General features: G+C 41.5%; 15 protein-coding genes. 5 read left to right on the top strand and 10 right to left on the bottom strand.

The window, feature by feature from the left end; all coding sequences use genetic code 11:
- Positions 1-13 precede the first annotated feature (13 nt).
- The 8 genes from AB5217_RS15855 to AB5217_RS15890 all read right to left on the bottom strand — a co-directional run bounded on the left by AB5217_RS15855 (position 14) and on the right by AB5217_RS15890 (position 7,638).
- On the bottom strand, positions 14-1,207 hold the full coding sequence (locus tag AB5217_RS15855) for a relaxase/mobilization nuclease domain-containing protein (RefSeq protein ID WP_032844352.1): 1,194 nt from the start codon (positions 1,205-1,207) through the stop codon (positions 14-16).
- A gap of 15 nt (positions 1,208-1,222) precedes the next feature.
- A complete protein-coding gene (locus AB5217_RS15860) occupies positions 1,223-1,618 on the bottom strand; it encodes a plasmid mobilization protein (protein WP_032844351.1) in 396 nt (131 codons plus the stop codon).
- 372 nt (positions 1,619-1,990) lie between these two features.
- On the bottom strand, positions 1,991-2,467 hold the full coding sequence (locus tag AB5217_RS15865; RefSeq protein WP_050486403.1) for a hypothetical protein: 477 nt from the start codon (positions 2,465-2,467) through the stop codon (positions 1,991-1,993).
- A gap of 51 nt (positions 2,468-2,518) precedes the next feature.
- On the bottom strand, positions 2,519-2,866 hold the full coding sequence (locus AB5217_RS15870) for a hypothetical protein (RefSeq protein ID WP_032844350.1): 348 nt from the start codon (positions 2,864-2,866) through the stop codon (positions 2,519-2,521).
- Positions 2,867-3,000: 134 nt separating this feature from the next.
- Positions 3,001-4,386 (bottom strand): virulence-associated E family protein, encoded by a 1,386-nt coding sequence (locus AB5217_RS15875; RefSeq protein ID WP_032844349.1) that lies wholly within the window; start codon positions 4,384-4,386, stop codon positions 3,001-3,003.
- A gap of 4 nt (positions 4,387-4,390) precedes the next feature.
- Complete coding sequence (locus AB5217_RS15880; RefSeq protein WP_032844348.1) at positions 4,391-4,708, bottom strand: DUF3853 family protein; 318 nt, start codon at positions 4,706-4,708, stop codon at positions 4,391-4,393.
- Between the two features lie 179 nt (positions 4,709-4,887).
- A complete protein-coding gene (locus AB5217_RS15885; RefSeq protein ID WP_032844347.1) occupies positions 4,888-6,132 on the bottom strand; it encodes a DUF6043 family protein in 1,245 nt (414 codons plus the stop codon).
- Positions 6,133-6,144: 12 nt separating this feature from the next.
- Positions 6,145-7,638, bottom strand: coding sequence for a tyrosine-type recombinase/integrase (locus AB5217_RS15890; protein WP_139147536.1), 1,494 nt, complete (start codon positions 7,636-7,638; stop codon positions 6,145-6,147).
- 539 nt (positions 7,639-8,177) lie between these two features.
- Here AB5217_RS15890 and AB5217_RS15895 point away from each other — a divergent pair.
- Both AB5217_RS15895 and AB5217_RS15900 read left to right on the top strand, forming a co-directional pair.
- Positions 8,178-9,434, top strand: coding sequence for a hypothetical protein (locus AB5217_RS15895; protein WP_055255785.1), 1,257 nt, complete (start codon positions 8,178-8,180; stop codon positions 9,432-9,434).
- Positions 9,421-10,641: a hypothetical protein gene (locus AB5217_RS15900; protein ID WP_032854348.1), complete on the top strand. Its 1,221-nt coding sequence runs from the start codon at positions 9,421-9,423 to the stop codon at positions 10,639-10,641. The genes AB5217_RS15895 and AB5217_RS15900 overlap by 14 nt, the downstream gene beginning before the upstream one ends.
- Before the next feature lie 523 nt (positions 10,642-11,164).
- Here the strand turns inward: AB5217_RS15900 and AB5217_RS15905 are convergent.
- Entirely contained in the window at positions 11,165-11,941 is a 777-nt protein-coding gene (locus AB5217_RS15905) for a Cof-type HAD-IIB family hydrolase (protein WP_004311110.1), read from the bottom strand.
- A 217-nt stretch (positions 11,942-12,158) separates the two neighbouring features.
- Positions 12,159-12,662 carry an RNA polymerase sigma factor gene (locus AB5217_RS15910; protein ID WP_004302598.1) on the bottom strand — a complete coding sequence of 168 codons (504 nt, stop codon included), beginning with the start codon at positions 12,660-12,662 and terminating at the stop codon, positions 12,159-12,161.
- A gap of 594 nt (positions 12,663-13,256) precedes the next feature.
- Here AB5217_RS15910 and AB5217_RS15915 point away from each other — a divergent pair.
- From AB5217_RS15915 to AB5217_RS15925, 3 genes are read left to right on the top strand one after another with little or no spacing between them, the layout of a single operon-like run.
- Positions 13,257-14,612: an SWIM zinc finger family protein gene (locus tag AB5217_RS15915; RefSeq protein WP_008775245.1), complete on the top strand. Its 1,356-nt coding sequence runs from the start codon at positions 13,257-13,259 to the stop codon at positions 14,610-14,612.
- A complete protein-coding gene (locus AB5217_RS15920) occupies positions 14,600-17,461 on the top strand; it encodes a DUF6493 family protein (protein ID WP_032854347.1) in 2,862 nt (953 codons plus the stop codon). The genes AB5217_RS15915 and AB5217_RS15920 overlap by 13 nt, the downstream gene beginning before the upstream one ends.
- Positions 17,462-17,474: 13 nt before the next feature.
- Positions 17,475-20,324 carry a DUF6493 family protein gene (locus AB5217_RS15925; protein ID WP_368112632.1) on the top strand — a complete coding sequence of 950 codons (2,850 nt, stop codon included), beginning with the start codon at positions 17,475-17,477 and terminating at the stop codon, positions 20,322-20,324.
- Positions 20,325-20,362: the final 38 nt, after the last annotated feature.

Below are 20,362 nucleotides of genomic sequence, written 5' to 3' on the forward strand. Positions count from 1 at the left end.
TATAAAAAGTGAATTATCTGTGCAGCCCTTTCCTGCGTTTGCACATGCTGTTTGCCATTCGTGCGCAACGGCGTGCCCATTCAAGTTCATCCTCGTCCTTGTCTTTTCCCCAACCTCCAGTGTCAGAACCGCCACCGCCACTTGAAACAGCTATACTGGTAGCAGCATCCATATATCCTGCAAAGAGTAAAAGAGCCGTGTGTTGTATCTCTTTAATCTTAGCTAACGGATGAGCTTCCTTCAAAGAACAATCTTGCCGGATGATATTGTCAGCGGCTTCGGGTATCTCTACATGGTAGCTGTGATATTCGTCTGTCGCAATATCGTAATGCTTTATAACAGGCAGTAAAATAGGAGTCAAATCTGCTGTCCGTGTTTGTTGAGGAATAGATTTTGTTGGCTCGGATTTCCTTTCCTGCTGATGCAGTTTTGCCCAAGTAGCCTCTATCTTTGATGGAGTCAGATTTCTCCCGATACCCAACACGGATGATTTATAATTTGAGTTACCCCGTTTGATGGAATAACCATAAACTTTTCCCTTATCATTTTCTTGTATGTGTACTTTGTAACCTCGTTTTGTCAGTTCCATTTCATATTGTCGCCAACTGAATTTGTCCATTGTACGAAGTATCTCCATACAACAGTTTGAGATTTCCTGCTTGTGCCGTATACCTATTTCTTCAGACTGCACCCAGCCACGTCTCTCGTTGATGATATTCGCAGCCATGACTGCCCTCTCACCAATCTTATGGCTATCATTTATTTTCCCATTCATATCCACACGGTTGGCATCAATGTGCAGGTGTAGAATGCCACTTTTAGAATCACGATGCAGGGCGGCTATGTACTGCGAACCTTTGAGATTGGTTTGTTTTGAGGAAGCCCGTTTGGTCTTTTGGGAAAGGTCTATGGAATCGAATACCCGGATGAACTCATCTGCCAAACGAGCCCAGTCATCCATTGTCCAGTTTCGGCTCTCTTTTTCGGACGGGGAAATTTCAATTCTTATCACGTTTCTGCCAAGAGGTCTGCCCTTGTTGATTTTCTCGGTAAACATCTTCTGCACGAGCATCATCCGACCGTACATCGCTTCCGGTGAAATATCATCGGGCAACAGGTTGGCTTTGACTATATCCGCTCTGTCTTTATTGACGGAATATCTTATGGCATTTGCACCATGTGGAATGGTACTGGCTTTTGCTATCATAATAGGTAAGGATTTTTATTCTGTTAGGTAATTCTTTATCTGGCCCCAGCGGTTAATAAGCTGTGTAGCTGCTATCATCCATCGCTCTACAAAGCGTGTGTCGCGGAAGTATATGGCTCGTTTGTCCGCTTGGATGGATTTCACGGCTGCCGTAATACGGATAAGGTCGCCCCTTGCATCCGTCAGACTGCATAAGGCTTCTACCTCACGCTCAGACAACCGTTGCCGTGGATGCTGCCCTAAAGCAGTGCGGCGCACATAGTTGCTCATGGATAAACCGCAGGTCTTGGCAAGTTCTTTCGCTTTGGCGTATTCCTGTTCCGTTACTCTGGCTTCAAGTCGCAGGGTACGCTTTATAACTTTCTTGTCATTTTCTTCGTCAGCTTCATTGTTGATATTCTTTTTCTTCATGTTTTGTTATGTTATGGGTGAGACATCAATCTAAAAAGGGACAGCAGGGTGGGAGCTTGCGACTGCCGGAATACGCCTATGTAGTACGGATGAGTGTAACGAATTTGTGCGACATAGGAACTTCTTGCAAGACCCCGCACAAAATATAGGCTCTACCGCCATATCCAATATGATTATGTCTGACCATCTGCTGAAACATCCTCGTTAGATTCTTCCTCTCTCGCAGGCGGTGGAGAAACCGAAGCAGAAGGGAAAGAAAAAGAGGACGAGAGTAGTTCCCCTTTGTCTGATATAACAGGTAATTTGTCTTCAAAGGAAAAATCAGTGTCAGAAATACAGCCCTCATTCATTACTTCTGATTGACTGTAATCATTAGAATTGGAAACGTTTTCCTCCAGCGGGGGGGGGTGGTAAAAGAGGCTTCGCATCATTGGATAGTGCGCCTGTATTCTCTCCTTCCTCTTGTCGGTTTTTGATTCGAACATAGAAAGGATTGTCTATGCGATTGCCATTTTCCATCCATGCCGATATACATTTCAGCGTGTGGACACTTGTTCTGTTGCTTTGCGCAGATGCGACAATTCTCAACTGGTTCATCTTGTCCAACACGCGGGATATGGTTTTCTTGTCATAATCCAATTTACTGGACAAATCCACTTCCGAAAGGATGGCTTGCCCCACTTGTAAGGTTGTGGAAAATCCTTTTATGGCATAATCGTTTTCTTCCAGCACTGCCGCTTCGATAAGTTGGTGCAGAATTTTCATGCGGTCAATGCCATACTTGCTCCCTGCCAGATATGCAAGTTGCTCTGACGAAAGCACTATACAATAATTCAAGTTTGTTTTCATCGTCTGTCAATTTTGAAGATGGTTTATAAATGGTGCAGCCAAAAGAGAAAGTCAGCGGTGCATACCGTAACCTCTCTCCGGCATATAATACTCCTTGTCGTATGCAATGTGGTCAAGCACATCTTGAAGCCTGTCAAGTTGACGGCTGTCTAATATACGGATGGCGGCAATGGTAATGTTCTGTGAAGCGATACGGCGGTGTTCACAATTCCGTTCTGATGTACTTCCGTCTCCATCGACATGGACACTTCGCAGGTAATTATTCACCGTCTCGGTCTGTTCCTTGCTTGGAAAGGTGGAGGGATAACGGTCTTGAACATACGTAACCATGTGGCTGACCGCATTTGCCAACAACGGGGCACGTTCTTGTAGTTGTTTGATAAGTTTTTCTTTTCTCATATTGTGATTTATATTGTCCCGTATCCCAAGCATTTTTATAACTTTCTATTTTGTTTGTTTCCTGTTTTTATTCTTTTTCGAGGGCAAAAGGGGGACAAGGGGACATTAGTTTTTTCTTTTCCCTTATTTTGAAATTAGAATGGTAATTCCAGTTCACTTGGCAGAGTTGCGCAGGACTCTTCACTTGGAGCGTCCACCCTCACCCATGGGTATTTCGTCCGTCCCGTCTTATCGCAGTAGGCTGGATGCAGCCCCTTGACCTTCTCCTGTTCACTCCGTTTCCAATTGGGAAACATGGACATCAGGCGGTTGATGTATTGCGAAGTGTATTTGGACGGATTTCGTCTGACTAAATCATTGGGCAGTTCCTCTATAATCTGCCGGGCACAAACCATATTGAGTGAGGTCATTGTGGAATTTGGCTCTGAGTATGCTCCTTTCTGATAAGCCAGTCGTGTCGGAATCATCCAGCTTGCATACTGCATGGGAACCTCACGTTCCAGATACATTTCAATATCTTCCATAATGGGGTCAACAATGATGTTGGAATGTTGCATCTGTATCTCGTTGGCCTCTACCTCCATATCGGGAGCCAAGTATAATTTCATACCTTGCTTATAATAGGTATATGCCTCTGCCCAAAATTGAGGAACGGAACGTTGCAAATCATCCAACCAATCTGACACATGACCGTTGCCTTTGACAGGGATTATCCACCAACGACGGTTTCCGTTGTCCCCTTGCAGGAAGTTTGTCTCATTGGTAGTCGCTGCAAAGACATTGTGCCGCATGAACTCCACCACCTTATGCCCATAAGCCGGACGCATATAATCACTGCAACGGCTTAGAAAAGCCTTGGCTGCCTCTGCATCGTTCGCCCGTTTCAAACCATTCAACTCACTGATTTCAATAATCCAGCCATTGGTTATGGTTTCCACTTTCTCCTTGTCACCACTGGCAAAAGAGAATGAATCGTTGAACCATCTCCCACTGATGGCTTTGAAAAAGGTGCTTTTCCCGATACCTTGGGGACCGGGCAAGGTCAGTACGTTGTCAAACTTGCAACCTGGATTGAATACTCTTGCTACAGCCGCCACGAACCAAAGTTTTGTCTGTTCCCTGACAAGCGGATTGTCCTCGGCTCCAAGATAATCGATGATGGTTGTGGCTATGCGAGGTTGTCCGTCCCATGTCTCTTGTGAGATGAATTCCTGTACTGGATTGAAACTCCGTTCAGAAGAAGTGGTCTTCAGTATCTCAAATACCTTATTCTGCGTCAGACGTATTCTGTATGTCCTTTCCAGATAGTCCTGTATCTTTCCTGCTGATTCTTCATCAATTTTGTTACCATTGACATTGCGGAACAAAGGGCAGAAACACACATCGTCCTGACAGAAGGTATCGTACCTTATCTGACTAAGATTCTCATCCAGCGTAAAAATAAGCCGGAGATTGCTGATGGAACGAGCCGGATTCCCGTAACTGTCTGTTGCCAGATTCTTTTTCCAATTCTCTTCCATACCGCTATTCTTTGATATGGATGTCACCTGATTCCTTTGCCAAAGACAGTGCGAGGTCTGCATCCACTACGATTTTTCGTCCTATCTGTGTGATAGCTTTGTCTATGATACCGCTTTTCTTAATGCGGTTTGCCGTGGGTACACTGCATCCGAACACACGGGCGATTCCCTCTATGCCATAGTAGTTGCCTTTGGATGCCACTTGGGGAGTGGCCGCTTCTGTACTCTCCACACTTTTAGTGATGAGAAAGCAAAGCTCCTCACCCGTCATCATGGCGATGGGCTTTTGGAGTAGTTGGTTAAAATTGAGTTTTTCTTCCATACCTTTACTTGTTTGATGATTAAATACTTTAAGCCTCGGCTCAACTCTGTAAAACCGATTTCGCAAGCAAAGGTAGTGTATGAAACTCTGTGTGTTGGTCGGTTTATTTATACCTTAATTTAACCGACCGTATTACAACAGTTGTTTGCAAAATAAATACGGATAGCTGGATTCCCCAACTACCCGTTATTGGCAAAATAGTCCGTCCATCGGTCTATTATCCGTTTTGCTTTGGTGTAACTGCTTCCTCTTTGGGGTGAGTTCAAAGTAAGTTCCTTGATTTCCCCGTATCGCTTCTGCGGTATATCGTGCCCGTAATGCCGTTGTGAGAACTGTTCGATGGCACAGTGGAATGTCATGTATCTTGTAGACGCTTTTATCTTGCCAGACTTTACCAATGATTTCAACAGATAGGCAAGACTTATATCCTCGGTATTCTCTTCAAGAAACAAACAGATTCCTTGCTTGATGCGTTCTTTGTCCCCTACAAGAATATCATCCAATGACTGTATTACCTTCTTGTTCCCACGTCTGCCTTTTATTTTTCGCAAGGCAAATATAACTTCCTTCCATATTTCAGGGTTACACATCTCTACAGTATCTTCCCACTCCGCTTTGGTTTCTGTGCCCATCTCTATACTTCCATTGACAAGCATGGTAACGCATGACTTTACCAAAAGCATATCACCATGGTCAACCTCTTCACTATTCAGCAGACGGTTAAGCAACTTTGCCATACGGGACAGACCGTGGTCAAACACGACAAAATAATACATGCAATAAGCCAAGTCTTCTTTCTTTTCCATCACACGGTCATAGAGGTTAGCCATAAATCCACCAATAAACACCGCATGGGAGAGGAAAACAATTTGAGAGATATAGGTCAGGAACTGATAGACCATTTTTCTTTCCAGTTTACTCAACAGATAAAAACCTTTGCTGTTTCTCATAAGCAAATCCAACTGTACAGTCAAGTAGGTTCTCATTTCCAATGGCAGGTGATTCCAGATTTCAATAGGCGTTTCAGAATGAACCATCAGCAGCCCTAACTTCGGAGAAGTAAGCAGTTCAATTGTCCCCGTTTCTACATTGATACCTATCCACAATCGTTTGTTTGTGATACATTGGGCGATGGTCTCGGTATATTGGCCAGCCCATTGTCGGTTTGCGATGTCTGGTACATCCTTCCCGTTGGCAAAATCTGAAAGCCAATTGTACATCATCAAGGCTTCGGGTGGTGTGCAGTCCCGCATCATCTGGTACATGTCCATCAGAACAGTTATACCACCTTTAGCCACAGCATCTATGCGCTTACAAAAGTTGGTATATACTTCTTCATTGACTGATTTCCATGCACGGATAGCCATATCAGCAGTGTCCTTTCTCTTGGAATAGGATTTTATCCTTTCTATGAAGTTTCTCATTGTCTTATGGTATTAAGGTTGTCTGAACAGTTTGAGCAATTCTTCTGTGGACATGCTTACCTGCTTTGCCAACAGAGCATCCCTTTCAGAAGTATTACCCAGGTTTAGCAGCTTTGAATTGTTCTGCATCTGTATGTCGAGAGGATAATGCTCGATGTAGATTTGAGTAATGGCATGGTCTGAAGAAGCATGTCCCATGCTCTCCGAGATATAATCCATATCCACTCCGGCATTATGCAGGTTGGTGGCAAACGAGTGCCGGCACCATGTACCGGACGGACATATTGACTTGTCCCAATTTAATGCTTCATGGCATATCCTAATAATACGGTCTTTTACGTTTGAGTTTTCCTGCATGGTATATTTACGGCGCAACTCTTCTGTTTCCGCACCTTTTAATATATGAGGAAAAACAAAGCCACCCCGAGTCGGAGGTGCCGCCACTTCATCTAACACATATTGTAAAGGAGGGATAATGGGAACGATTACTTCAGAACCATCGGCACTTCTTCGGGAAGTTTTCTTTCGGTTGAAGCGGAAAGCCTTGCCATCTGTCTGATAATAATAACTGTCGTAAGTCAATCGCCCTGCATCTGCCATGTTGAAGCCATTGCACAGGTACTGGGCAAGAAACAATCCCAATGAGTAGTGGGCACGTTTGGTATATTCTTCCGACCAATGTTCGGGATATTTCTTTGAGACAAAAAGGTTGTATAACTCCGTCATTTGACAGACATTCAGAAAGCTCTGTTTGCGCTTCGCACTCTTGGGTATGCTCACAAGCCCTTTTTCCTTCTTATTAGAAAAAGGATAAGGAACATCTTTGAGATAGCCTTCATGTATGCACCTGTTCCATACAGCACGGCAACAACGGAGATAAATCCCGGCGGTAGTATCGCTGATTTTCCCGACCATCGCCCCATTCTCGTCTTTTACTCCATTATGCATACCGTCTTTCCACTTCTGAATTTCTGCAGCACTGATGCAGAATCCTCTAATCATATTGGTTCCGAGAATTTTTCTGAATGATTTGAGCGCGCACTCGTAGCTCTCTGCTGTGGTAAAACGTGCACCACCATCATCTGTCCGTAATTCGTGGATGATTTGCTCCCATACACCGACAAAGGATTGTGACTTGGTCGTATCTTCTTTGGATGGCATCACTCCCTCACCCATGATACATTGGCGTACCATTTCAAATGTCAGGATGCCACCTTTATTCAGGTTCATCAGAATTTCTTTGTATTTGGGAATAAAGGTATCTTTCCACTCTTTTTGAAGTTTATAATTATCGCTTCTACTTTTTACGGCATTGCAAATATCGGAAAATTCTTTCGCTGTATAAGAGCCACCGACAGGGTAGTAAAATGCTTTGCGTTCTAATGTAAAACGAATAGATAGGGGATACTCACTTGACTTCCTCCTATTAGTTCGAATATCAAGGGCAAGTGATACAGTACAACCACGCTCCTTGAAAAGAGGTAAAGACTTTGTCAATTTTTCCATTGCATTCAATAGTTTATGTTCTACATAACCTCTGAATACAGACGCTTTGCGATGTGAGGTATACATACGCAAAACACTGCATATAACCACATAATTCTTATCCTTAATTGGATAAAAATATTGTTGTTATATGCAGCGGTGCAATCTCGTTGTCTCTTGTCGCTGACTGGTAACCGGGCTTATGCTAATCGGTCTCAACCCCTAGAGCAACTCTCGCGTTTCGTTGATATTAAAGTATCCTCCGACTGGTACTTCCTCTACGCTTCGATTCATCGGAATGGAATAACCCTCCCACGATGGTTAGGCAAACTCACTTTTCCATATTGCAGGAAAGAGCACTCTATTGTCATGGTTTGCCTTATACATAGTGCGACAAAGTTAATGAATTATCTTCATATTTTGAAATAACAGATTGGAAATTGAGTATCATAGACACTATTAAACTTTTATTCTTTTGAAATAATTGTCGTAAAATTGAACAGTTGAAAATATTTATGACTAAATTTACATCCGATTTTATTCACTTAATTTTGAATGTCATGGAAGGAATTGTATATAGGCACTTAACTCATAAAAAGAAAAAAAACGGTGAGGTTTCTTGGATTCTTGCCAAAATGAATCTATATGACTACATTGGCAATTTAAAACGGAATTTCTTTGATTATGATATCCAGCGTAGAATTGTTCCTAACCTTTATTTGGATAAGATTTGGGAAACTGTATTGCGCGATGATTTTATACCTTCAATAACATTAACAACTACCGATAAGGCGATAGAAACTGATTTTTCTAAAGATGAAAATTTAATAAATTTGAGTCAATGTGAGATTATTGATGGTCTTCAGCGTACTTATCGTCTATGGAGTCTGATATATCTAGAAAAAGTATTGGAGAAAATTCAAAGTAAAAGTGCTGATGAGATAATTCAGTTTATCAGAGATGATGTAACTTATGGCGGAAACAAGTTATTTAATTTAAAAATTTTAAGCAGAAAGAATCTAAAGACCCTTTTAGAAAATAATCATGCTCTTTTGGATAAATATATTGAAGCTTATAGGAGTTTTGATATCATCATTAATATATGGGTTAATCTTAGCCAAGAAGAAATTATACGTAAAATGCTTACTCTAAATGCAGGGCAAAAAGGAGTTACCTCTACTCATCAATTCGAACTTCTTTTTCTCCATTTTTTCGAAAGCCTAGAACTTCCTAAAGACGTGCAGCTCCTGAGAGAAAAGGATCCAGACTATTTTAAAATCAAAAACGGTAATGACCGTAAAACAGGCCAATTTCTTATGAGTTCTGTAGTGATTGCTCTTCAAAGTTATATTCAGGGGAAACCGTTACGAATTTCACAAGTTAATAAGATAAATATTGATGATTTTAATATTGATGAGAATGATGCTTTCCGATATTTTACAAAACAGAACCTCGAAGATTTTGTGAGATTGATATATGGAATAGATCAGAAATTCTTAAGAAACAAGGAACTTGCGAATTGGTTGATGAAGGATACTACTCTAAGTGGAATTTTTTCAGCTTTGGGAAATTGTAACTCCAAGCAATCGAACTTTGACAATAACTCATTAGCTTATAAAAAATTGAATGATTTAACGCCTGCAAATATTGATAAAGTTGGATTTGATAAAAGCTATAATCAATTATCAAGTGTAAAACTAAATGTCGGAAATGCTGTTAGAAAAGCTGTATATAATTATTTCCTCAATATGTTTGAGGGTAATAAATCTTATTCATGGTCACAAGCATTTAACAACTACTACGATGAAGAGGAGTGATTTATACAGAGCAGTGGCTCGAGATATTGCAGCCAAAGCTAAGAATGACAGGCTTATTGACGATGATGAAGAAAATTCTGTAAATGATAATATCGTTAATTATGATTCTATAGGTAATTTAGGTACTGTCGATATCTTTGATGATATTAATAAATTAGGTATCTATAAAGAAGTAGCCAAAGTTATAAATTTGTTTGATGGAACTGACAATGCTGATATAGCATTTGGATCAAATATATATTTTGGAAATGTTGAGCAGAAGAATGAGCCAAATTATGTGAAAGATGTTTGTATTTATGATTCAACAAATAAATTTACTGTGATAACAAGCGAAATGCTTTATGGCGTTTGTAGAAATCCAATCAATACTACTCAAATTCGTAATATATTTGAAAGTATATTAGGAGTTTTGAATAACAATGCCATAGATACAACTGATTTTTGGAATTTGTGTAAAAACCCTGTTCCCCAAAAATTTATTATTGTAACAAATACAACATTACCCATTCCATTAAAGCAGGATGATCTTTGGAATCTTTTTAGTTTCGGATATTTATTGTACATAAATGGTTATGCTGTAACAAAACATCCAGACTTAGATTTTGATAAAAGTCGTAAGTTTAAAAATTCTATTTTATATACTTCAAATAAGGAATATGCACAGTATTATGACGTGTATAATCTTATTGGGGAAAGCCACTATTGTGATGATGTTTTGAGTCGATATCTCAATATGTATCATATTCTAGAGTATATGGTTTTTCGTTCCCACTTAGTAAATCTTTCAAAAGGCTCAATACGAAAGAATGCTTTTGTAAGAAGGACTATTGAAAAGATGACCCGAAATAATAAATCAGAAACGGATGTAATTATTGATACGCTTCCAAAATTATTTCCAAATTTAAGTTCTATGATAGGATTAGACGCTGCCCAAAAAAGAACGGTTCAAACATTCTTTGATATAAACATTAGTGGAAGCTCGGATAAAAAAATGGCTGAATTGATTTATAAGATAAGGAATAGTATCGCTCATAATAAAGCAACAGAACTTCATTTTGGATTTGGAAATATTGATGAATATCACGCTATGATAAGCGTAATTAGGAAGATTGTAGAGATAATGGAGAATAGAATTATTGACTTAATCAATAATAATAATCCTAACCATCCTCTAGAATACGAAAAACGAGAATTTTTAGTTTATTGATCGATATATGTAACAATTTTGCATTTATCATACTTTTCTGATATTTAAAATTAGAGTAAATATTATATAGAATAAGGTTTTAGGGTACTGATTTTCAATAACTCTGTTTCTTATTCTATATAAACTCTATTTTCTTAGAATGTTTTTTCGCTATTTTTGCGAAAACAATGCGAAAACAAATTGTTTCAGTTATGGGTATTTAATGAGTTTTATAAGGAATAGTAAAATTATAACTACTTGATATTCAGTTAATATTGATAAAATGAACTATCGTAGAATATCATCTTATCGTTCTCATAATCTGGAGGTCCCTGGTTCAAGCCCAGGCTGGTCCACTGAAAAATTCCTGCAAGTGAAGCACTTGCAGGAATTTTTCCTTTTTATAGCCATCCTCCAACTAGAATAAAAGATAACTAATTGTTCCCAAACAGGTAAAAACAACAGCAACGGACAAAGCAGAAATGGCGAAGAATAAGCAATAGGGGAATAACACCTATAATATTAAGCTATAGAGTACCCAATATTAAATAATTCCAAAATGTTTCAGCGCTTTACAAAGCCCGTCATTCTCCACCGTATCAGTAACAAAATTGGCTGAAGCCTTGACTATCTCCGATGCATTTCCCATAGCCACTCCGATTCCGGCAACTTTCAACATAGGAATATCATTACCACCATCGCCGCAAGCCATTATTTCCGTCATTCCGATCCCATAATAATCAGCAAATACCGAAAGGCCGGTTGCTTTACTTATTCCTGCCACATTTACGTCAGCAAATAAAGGATGCCAGCGCGACAAGGAAAGATTAGGCAGAAACGACATCACTTTTTGTTCCATCTCATCATCGATATAAAAACAAAGCTGACAACACTCTTTCTTTTCAAACAGGTTTTCAATGTCTACAACGGTCGGGATAGGGTGTTCCACGATTTTAGCAATCTGTTCGACAGTCGGAGTCAGACGATTAACAAACACACCTTCATCCAATTCAATAGCGACTGCAAAATCAAAGGTCTTTGCTATTTCCATGGCTTTCTTAAAATCATCTTTCGGAATAAGGTGCTTTCTTATCACGGTGCCATCCCGCAAAACACAGTCGGCACCATTCAATGCAATAATTCCGTCATACGGAACATCAGCTATTTCATGAAGGTCGCCTGCCGCTCTACCGGTAGCAATGACTATTCGAATTCCACCGTCATGAATCTTCCTAAGGGCATCAACAGAGGATGGCAACACTTTATGAGTTTCAAAACTTACCAATGTTCCATCCACATCGAGCATGATTGCTTTTATCATAACATTTATATCTTTATTCATTCTTCGACAATTTAGAGAAGCAAATCGACTATCCTTGACTGATAAGTCAGAGCAGTCAATTAAACAGTGACAAAGTTACTGAAAAAATTCCCATAACAAATACAAACCTCCAACACATAAAATAAAAAAGGCAAAAGGAAACGAGATCCTTTTGCCCTATACCTATTGATACCAACTGAAAATTGATAGTAAACGTTTAGCGGAAGTCCTTTAATTCTTCCTGCAATTTCTGACGGGTAAAGAATATGCGGCTCTTTACAGTACCTAACGGAAGATTCAGCTTTTCTGCAATCTCACGGTACTTGAATCCTGAAACATGCATAGCAAACGGAACTCTGTATTCTTTCGGCAGAGCATTGACTACGCGATGCATTTCTTTTAAATCGTAAGCTCTTTCCGTACTTTCAAAACCTGAATCTTGTGGCAGGTTAAGGTGATAGAGGTTTTCAGTCTGATCGACAAATGTCTGATCGCGCACTATTTTGCGGTAATTATTAATAAAGATGTTCCGCATTATAGTATACATCCATCCTTTGAAATTTGTGTCGGGGGTATATTTATCTTCGTTATCCAATGCTTTTAATGAGGTTTCCTGTAACAAATCGTTTGCTTCTTCACGATCGGTTGTCAGTTTATATGCAAAACGGAGTAATTCATCCTGTACTCCTATCAGATCTTTCCTGAAGCTTAAACTTTTCATATACGTTATTTTTAAATTGTGAGTATTCGTTATCATCATTTCGATGTTGCAAGTTTACGCGTTTTCAACAAATGTGGCAGGTGAAGAACAAACATTGTTTAGGGGAAAATCTATCAGTTGATAGAATTTAGGTCATTTCTGATAGTATTCAGGTGGTTTTGAGACTGTCCTTATAGCGAAAATCCCATTTTGAAGTCACACCTGACTCAAAATGGGATAACACAAACAAAACAAACAATATTAGCGATTTTCACAAACAGCTGTCTTTTTCATCTTTAAAAATTCATAAGACTTAATTTAGAATCTGTTACTAAAACATTCTAATTATGGGAACAAAAGTATTATTTTCCGGCAAAAAGGAACGTAGAAATTAAGAATAGTTATAAATAATAGTTGTTTTATGTATAAAAAATTGTGCCTGACTATAAAGAATTGTATTTAATATTTGCTGCCAAAAGAGGCATAAATGCTTCATTTGACGATATTTTATAATATCAGTATTCCAAAGCGATGTAAATTCTCCTACTTCTTTTTTTCACTAAGAATTAATTTCTATATTTGGAGAATATACAACCAAATTCAGATTTACTATCTATGACTGATACCATCTCTTACCAATATGCAGCTCCTTCCGCACTGCAACGGTCAGCCGATCAGGACGAACTGTTTCTTGCCAAATACAGCGAAATAGAAAAGAAAGAAGCACCCTGTTTCTTTTGGGGAAAGTTGACACAACCCTACATGACAGCACGCTGCCTCATCGCATTATCCAATGTTGTGCAGTCCAGTTTTAATCTGACACCGTCACAGCTTTCCATGCTGAAAGATCCGATTGTAACCGCAGGAAATGACCGCCTGCGTTTTGAAGGATTCTCTAATTGTGCAGGTGTATATGCCAGAGTCGACGTGCTTCCTGACGGACACGACGGAGAATTTCTGGAAAACGGGACAACAAACGTAGATTTTAATCCCGGAATGATTTCTGCCTTAGGAGGAATAGGCAGACAGGAGAATATGGTAATGTCGGTCGGTTCCAAAGAGGTGGGACTTTATCATAAAGGTGAGAAAGTGATAGAACGAAAAGTACCTCTTCCCGTGAAATGGATAAAAGGGCTGACTACAGTACAGATTTATCAATCCGTTGCGGAACAGCTCTACTCCTTCAATCGCATACAAACCTTGCAACTCTTCCAGACTCTTCCGAAAAGTAGTGTGAAATGCGACTATTATTTAGTGATGCGCGGTCAAAAACCCGCCTTTTCACCGGTGAAAAGCATGAATGCCGTCTGCATTGGAGGACTTCATCGCTTACGTCTGCTCGAGCCCTTGCTTCCATTTGCCGATGAGCTGAAAGTCTTTGCGCATCCCACCATGCAATCTACCATTTGGCAACTTTATTTCGGTCCGGTACGCTTCAGCCTTTCTCTTTCCCGCGAATGTTGGAGAGGATTTTCCGGAGAAGGCGCCGCACTGGAATCTCTGCTCGAAGATGTCCCCGAAAGATGGATAGAAGCAATGGATAAATACAGTTATGCCAACCAACAGTTCAACCCCACTCTTTTTGCCATAGAGGAACATATTGACCTGGAGAAGGTAGATTCCCTCGCGGCACGGCTGGCAGCCATGGGGTTATTAGGATTCGATTTGGATGAAAACAGCTTCTTCTACCGTCGCCTGCCTTTCAAAACCGAACGTATTTTAAGTCTCAATCCTCGAATGATAGCTGCAGAAAAACTACTGGAAGAAGAAAAAGTAGAAATCATATCGAATGACGAGAAACGGACAGAAGCACGCGTGGCAGGAAGCGGAGGTGTCAGACATACGGTCATTCTCGACAGAGAAAGTGAGAAGGAGCGTTGCACTTGCACCTGGTTCAGCAGCAATCAAGGAGAACGGGGAGCTTGCAAACATATTCTGGCAGTAAAGAAACTAGTACAATGGAAGAACTAAAAAAAGAACTCGAGAAATTATCCAAGGCTTATGTGGATACTCCGGAGAATGAAGAGAAGATATTAATCCCTTTTGTCAAGAGATTACTGGAGTTACCAATGAAAGAAAGGCGGAAGCTGCTGCCGGTTATCCGGGATTTACAATGGATAAAAAGTAAGTTTGCCGGTTTCAGTAGTGAGACAACCTGCAGTGCGGCACGGGCACATTTTCTATCCGCTGTTCAGTTTGTCTGCGCCAACAAACGAGAGATGGATATGGCATATCATGTAAAGTTTGATATGCTTTGCAAACTACTCCCACTTTACTACCCCACCTGGCTGATGGATTTTATCAATGATGACAAAACTTGGTTTAATTTCAATCTCAATTACGAACAGCTGATGCAGCTCATGGATATGGGATACCTCAAAGAAATTGCTCCAAGCCGCATTGCACATGTACTCCCCTGGATTACCCGCATCAGAAATAAGGAACCTAAAGGAAACGATACTTTCAACAGTGAGTTATTACTCAAGCGTGACATCACCCTGAAAGAACATATCTGGACGATTTTCGAATACGAATCGTCCATCGGCTATCAAGATAATTGCGCCAAAGAGGCTTATAAAAAAGGAGTTACCGCACGGGATGAAAGTATCAGTGCCGCTCTCTACCGCTTTTCGCTGGACGGCCATCTGGATAGAGAACGCCTATTAAAAGCCACACTCGCCACCTTCCACCGGAGTTTCAAAAAAGATATGGCAGGATGGTTTGCCGGATTCTTCGAAACTCTGCAACCAACTACCGGAGAACTGTTATCCTTGCAAGAAGAGATGATGCAAATATTCACCTCTTCCTATACCAAACCGGTGAACGTGATGTTGCAACAGTTGAAAAATATTGCATCCGAAGAAGGATTCCGTTATCAGGAATTCATCGAACGTGCAACCACCCTTTTCTTCTCCAGCCCCAAAAACTCGCTGCTTACCATTTACGCCCTCTTTGAAAAGATCGTCGCACAACATCCCGAGATGAAAGAGCCCTGCTGCATCACTCTCTGCCAACTCTTCTTGAAGAAAGACGAAAGCCTTCAAAAGAAAGCCGCTAATTTTATATCAAAATATGGAGACGTCTCTTCATCCAATCTCCAGGAAACACTGCAATCTTATCAACCGGAGATGTTTCAAAGCGTGCATGCGATACTCTCTTCTTTCAAACCGCAGCCTACAGAAGAACCCCATGAGCCCGATGCAAGTGTGGGAGAAACGGTACACATCTGCAGGGAAGACAACCCTATTCCCTTCCCCGCCAACAAAGAAGATTTCCTGTTCCAGCTTAGTCGTTTGTTCGACATGGAGGAAAGTTGGGAGATAGAAACAACCATCGCCGCCATCATTGCTTTCCATCCCCAATTGGACAAAGAAGATCTCAACCGGATGGAACCTGTTTTCCAACGGGCTGCCACTATCGTTGCCAATAGCTGGGAGCCATACGAAGATCTTCTCGCTACCTTCCTACTGGAATATCAACGCTTATGGGCACAGAAAGATACCTCCAACACAGGATTTTTGAGAAATATGTTCACCCGACTGGAAGAAAGGCTGAAAGGAATAGATGAAAACAGAGGAGCTTATGACGAGCGCTCTTTCAAACGACTTGCCGACTGGAAACCCGGCTACAGCAACGCAACCTGTTTCACACCCATCAAACATTTATGGCTAAATGTGATCCGTAAAATAAAAGGAGGCAATGCCTTCCCCCTACTTTCTACTCCCACCCATACCCCGGCATACGTACAGGCTACCGAACTGGTACGCCGGCTTGCCGTATATCAGAAAGCAGAAACGAAACCCTGTCCATGGGATTTCCAGCTAGCTATTGCCCGATGTGCCATGGAAGACAAAGAAGAAGCCATCGCCACCGCCCGGCAACTGTTGCAAGATGAATACCTGCATCTCTCTCTGTTCCTGTTGGATGAAAACACGCTACCCGAACCGCCCTACAATCATCCGACTGCCTGGGTGGCCGCCGGACTGGTAAAAGCACCGGAGACGGAATTCGAAGCATTCAAATCTTTCGCCTGTAACACATTACCACACAACTATCTGACAGGAGACTACGAGTGGAAAGAGGTAAAACCCAAAGAGAAATCATACGAAACAGACAGGCGTCTGCTCCAACTCGAGTTCTACAAATGGCATACATATGCCGAATGCAACAGCCACCAGTTATGGCAGGAACATCTGATTATCAACAGTAAATATAACATGGATGATTCCCGTTACATGGAACCTTTGTTATGCTGCTTTCCCAACCGCCCGGAACCATTAATAGCCCAGATTATCACTTGCTACATGACTTTCGGCACTCCGCAGGAAGACAGCAAACGCACCCTCGCCTGTGCCTTGCGCATGTTGTTGTCTTTCCACTGCCCGCTCAAAGAGATGAGTTTGCTCCTACTAAGTGGTTCGCTGCTTTTTGTAGACAAAACAGTCCGTTCCTATGCAGCCGAATTATGGGTAGAAGGAATATCCACAGGAAGAATAAACAATCACCGGGTAGGAGAAATCCTGGCCCGCCTCATCCAGATGGAACTTGCTCCGCTAAAACGCTTCACCACACAAGTGTACGAAAGCATGTACAAACGAAGTACTTTCCACAACCAGCAACTGGAAGCACTGCTCACAGAATTTATAGGCGGATTGCCAGACAAACCCGTTACCGGACTCAAACAACTGCTCGAACTTTATCTGGAGCTATTGACCATCAACCACAGCAAGGTTACAGACGAACAAATCCTGCAACGCCTACAAGAATGGGGCACAAACAGCAACCTGAAAAAAGTGACGACTTCACTCAACAACCTATAACAAATTCATGATTATGACCATAGAAGAACGCCTCAACGAGATAGTAGAAAAAGGACAAGGCGATGCCATCATCCCTTTTCTGCAAGGATTAACGCAGGAAGAACGAAAAACGCTTGTTCCCTGCCTTAACAAATTGGAAGAACACTACAATAAATTCGTGCAACTTAACGAGAATACATACGGTACACGCGGAACTCCCGAACAGCATCGTATCATCAATCTTACCGCCCTCGTCATCTATTCGCTAAAAGAATTCCGCAAACACGAATGGGGAATCTATACAGAACAGCTGAACGAATTGATTCCGTGGTATATTCCTTCCTGGCTCGACAGTTTCTTCAAAGAGGGTGAAAGCAGGGAATTTGGCGGTTTCTATGGAATGAATTACGAAACTCTGATGGATTGGATAGAACAGGGAGTACTCACCCTAACACCCTCTCCGCAAACCATCGCCGGTTATCTGGTGAACTACATGAACAATACCGATTTCCTGCAAAAGCGGGCAATCACACTCAAAGAACATATCTGGTATCTGTTCCAATACGATTGCGGACAAAACTGGACGGATAATCGTACAGGCGGACAGCCTTATTTCTCTTTCAGATACTTCGTAGAACACGGTCAACTAGATCGTATGCGTGTATTAAAAGAATCTCTGCTTGCCGTCAACCGGAATCTGAACAAAAACCTAAGCAGTTGGTTTGCAGGCATGTTTACCGCACTTAACCCCAGTACAGAAGAACAACTAACACTACAACCGGAAATGTTTGCCGTTCTGTCCGCCCCTCACAGCCGTCCGGTAAATATCATACTCGGACTGCTGAAGAACTTATGCACTCACCCACAATTCCAGGCTGAAGAGTTTCTAAGTCAGACTTCCGTGCTTTTTGCTTCGGACGTGAAAGCGATTCACCAAAACACACTGGCAGTACTCCATAAGCTGGCAAAAGAAAGAAAAGAACATCGCGACACTATCTGTTGTGCAGCCGCACAAGGACTGATGAGCCGGGAAGAATCCACCCAAAGTAAGATAGTCAAACTTATTCAGACGTATGGAGAGACGGCATCTACTACATTAAAAGAGGTACTTTCCATATATACGGAAACCATGTTGGCTAATACTAAAAAGGAGCTGAAAGCGTATTTGGAGAATAATGAGCCGGAAGATTCCGCCTCTTTCACGTATGAGCCAATACTCCCTATCATCCGTGAAGACAACCGGATACAGGAAATCACTTCCACTGAAGACCTGATATTTCTAGCCAGCCAAGTGCTCGACGTGAACGAGATCTATCACTTCGACCTGTTACTCGGAGCCTTAGTGAAATGGGACCGGCAACAGGAAGCAAAACAAATCTCTCAATGGACCCCTATTCTCCAACGTGCCTACAAATTGCTGATGAGCGGAGGAAGTTCCCGAAATGGTATATCAGACCAGTTAATGGCCACCTTCCTCCTTGACTATGCCAAACTGCTGATTAAACGTTTCCCTGAAGAAGCCCAAGAGTTAAACAACTTACATCTGAAAATGGTACAAAAAGACGAACTTCAAAAAGGCAAATGGGGGTATCGTAATCTACAAAAACTCACCATTCGTGAAAAGACGAACAAAAAAATAAAGTTCCCCGTTCATAAGCAACTGTTATGCCGGACATTAGACCTTCTGGAAAGCAAGGAGAAACCTTTGCCCCTATTGTCCACTCCCACTCATACACCGATGTTTATCGCTCCGGAAACCCTGATAGAAAGGTTAAAACAATATCAGCAGGCAAATGCCGAACCGGACGATATGGATATGCAAACAGCACTTTCACGAGTGGCACTGGAAAGTTCGTCGCAAGAGCTTCCTCTGCTCCTCCGAAGTTTGAAAGGAGAATACCGGCACCTGCTCACTTTTTTGCTGGGAGAAAAAGACGTACTTCCCCAAGCACCTTTCAATCATCCTTCCTGGTGGATGATGGCAGGATTAATGAAATCACCGGAAACAATCTATGCTGAATTTAAAGATTTCTCCTATAATAAAAGTCCACGTGAATTTCTGACCGGAAACTTTAAATGGAGAACCTATCAGTATACTGACTCGTACACGGATTATAACAAGAAAACGGTAGAATGGATTTGTTCAACTCTTACTTTCGATATTCCGGAAAGCGAGAACTCTCATGTCATCAATAAAGACAAATATAATGAAAGAGTCAGTTACTATTCATACGATCCGCATCCGTTACTGGTTGAAATGTACCCACAGATAGAACGTTTTGACGACATACAGAACGACTTGCCACGTTTGGCATGGTTAACTCCCAATATACCGGAGCCACTATTGGTATGGTGCATCCGCAGCGCCATATACGACCCGACGTTAAATGAGGTAAGGGAAGCAGGTATCACCCAAGCTGCCATTGAAGCGCTTCATCAGTTAAGGCATACATGGCACGAAGTGTCTTATCTACTGGAAGCCACTTGCATGCTGGTAGCCGATAAAACTTCCCGTTCCTATGCTGCCGAAATCTGGATAGAGCGTGTAGGTCAAGGCTGCATAGACAGTGGACGCATAGGCAGCATCTTAAGTTCGCATCAACATACCGGCTGGGGACCGCTGAAAAGACTCACTGATCTGATACAGCAACAAATGATAAACGTCAGTCCGCTGCATAACCGGGAATTGGAGAAACTAATCGTGGCAATGTTGGCCGGACTTCCAGAAAAGCCTGTCAAAGACTTAAAGAAATTACTGGAAATATATGCGGAGCTGTTATCCATCAACCATAGCAAAGCCGAAGACGAACATGTTTTGCACCTGCTTGACGCATGGAAAGGAGTGGCCAATCTGAAGAAAGCAGCAGCTAATATCCAACGGTAAGAGAGGTAGCTTATTGGAGCTAAAGCCAAAAAGAAGTA

This window comes from Bacteroides sp. MSSM.1001136sp1_RTP21357st2_D2_RTP21359_211015 (assembly GCF_040913205.1).
GTDB classification, from domain to species: Bacteria; Bacteroidota; Bacteroidia; order Bacteroidales; family Bacteroidaceae; genus Bacteroides; species Bacteroides ovatus.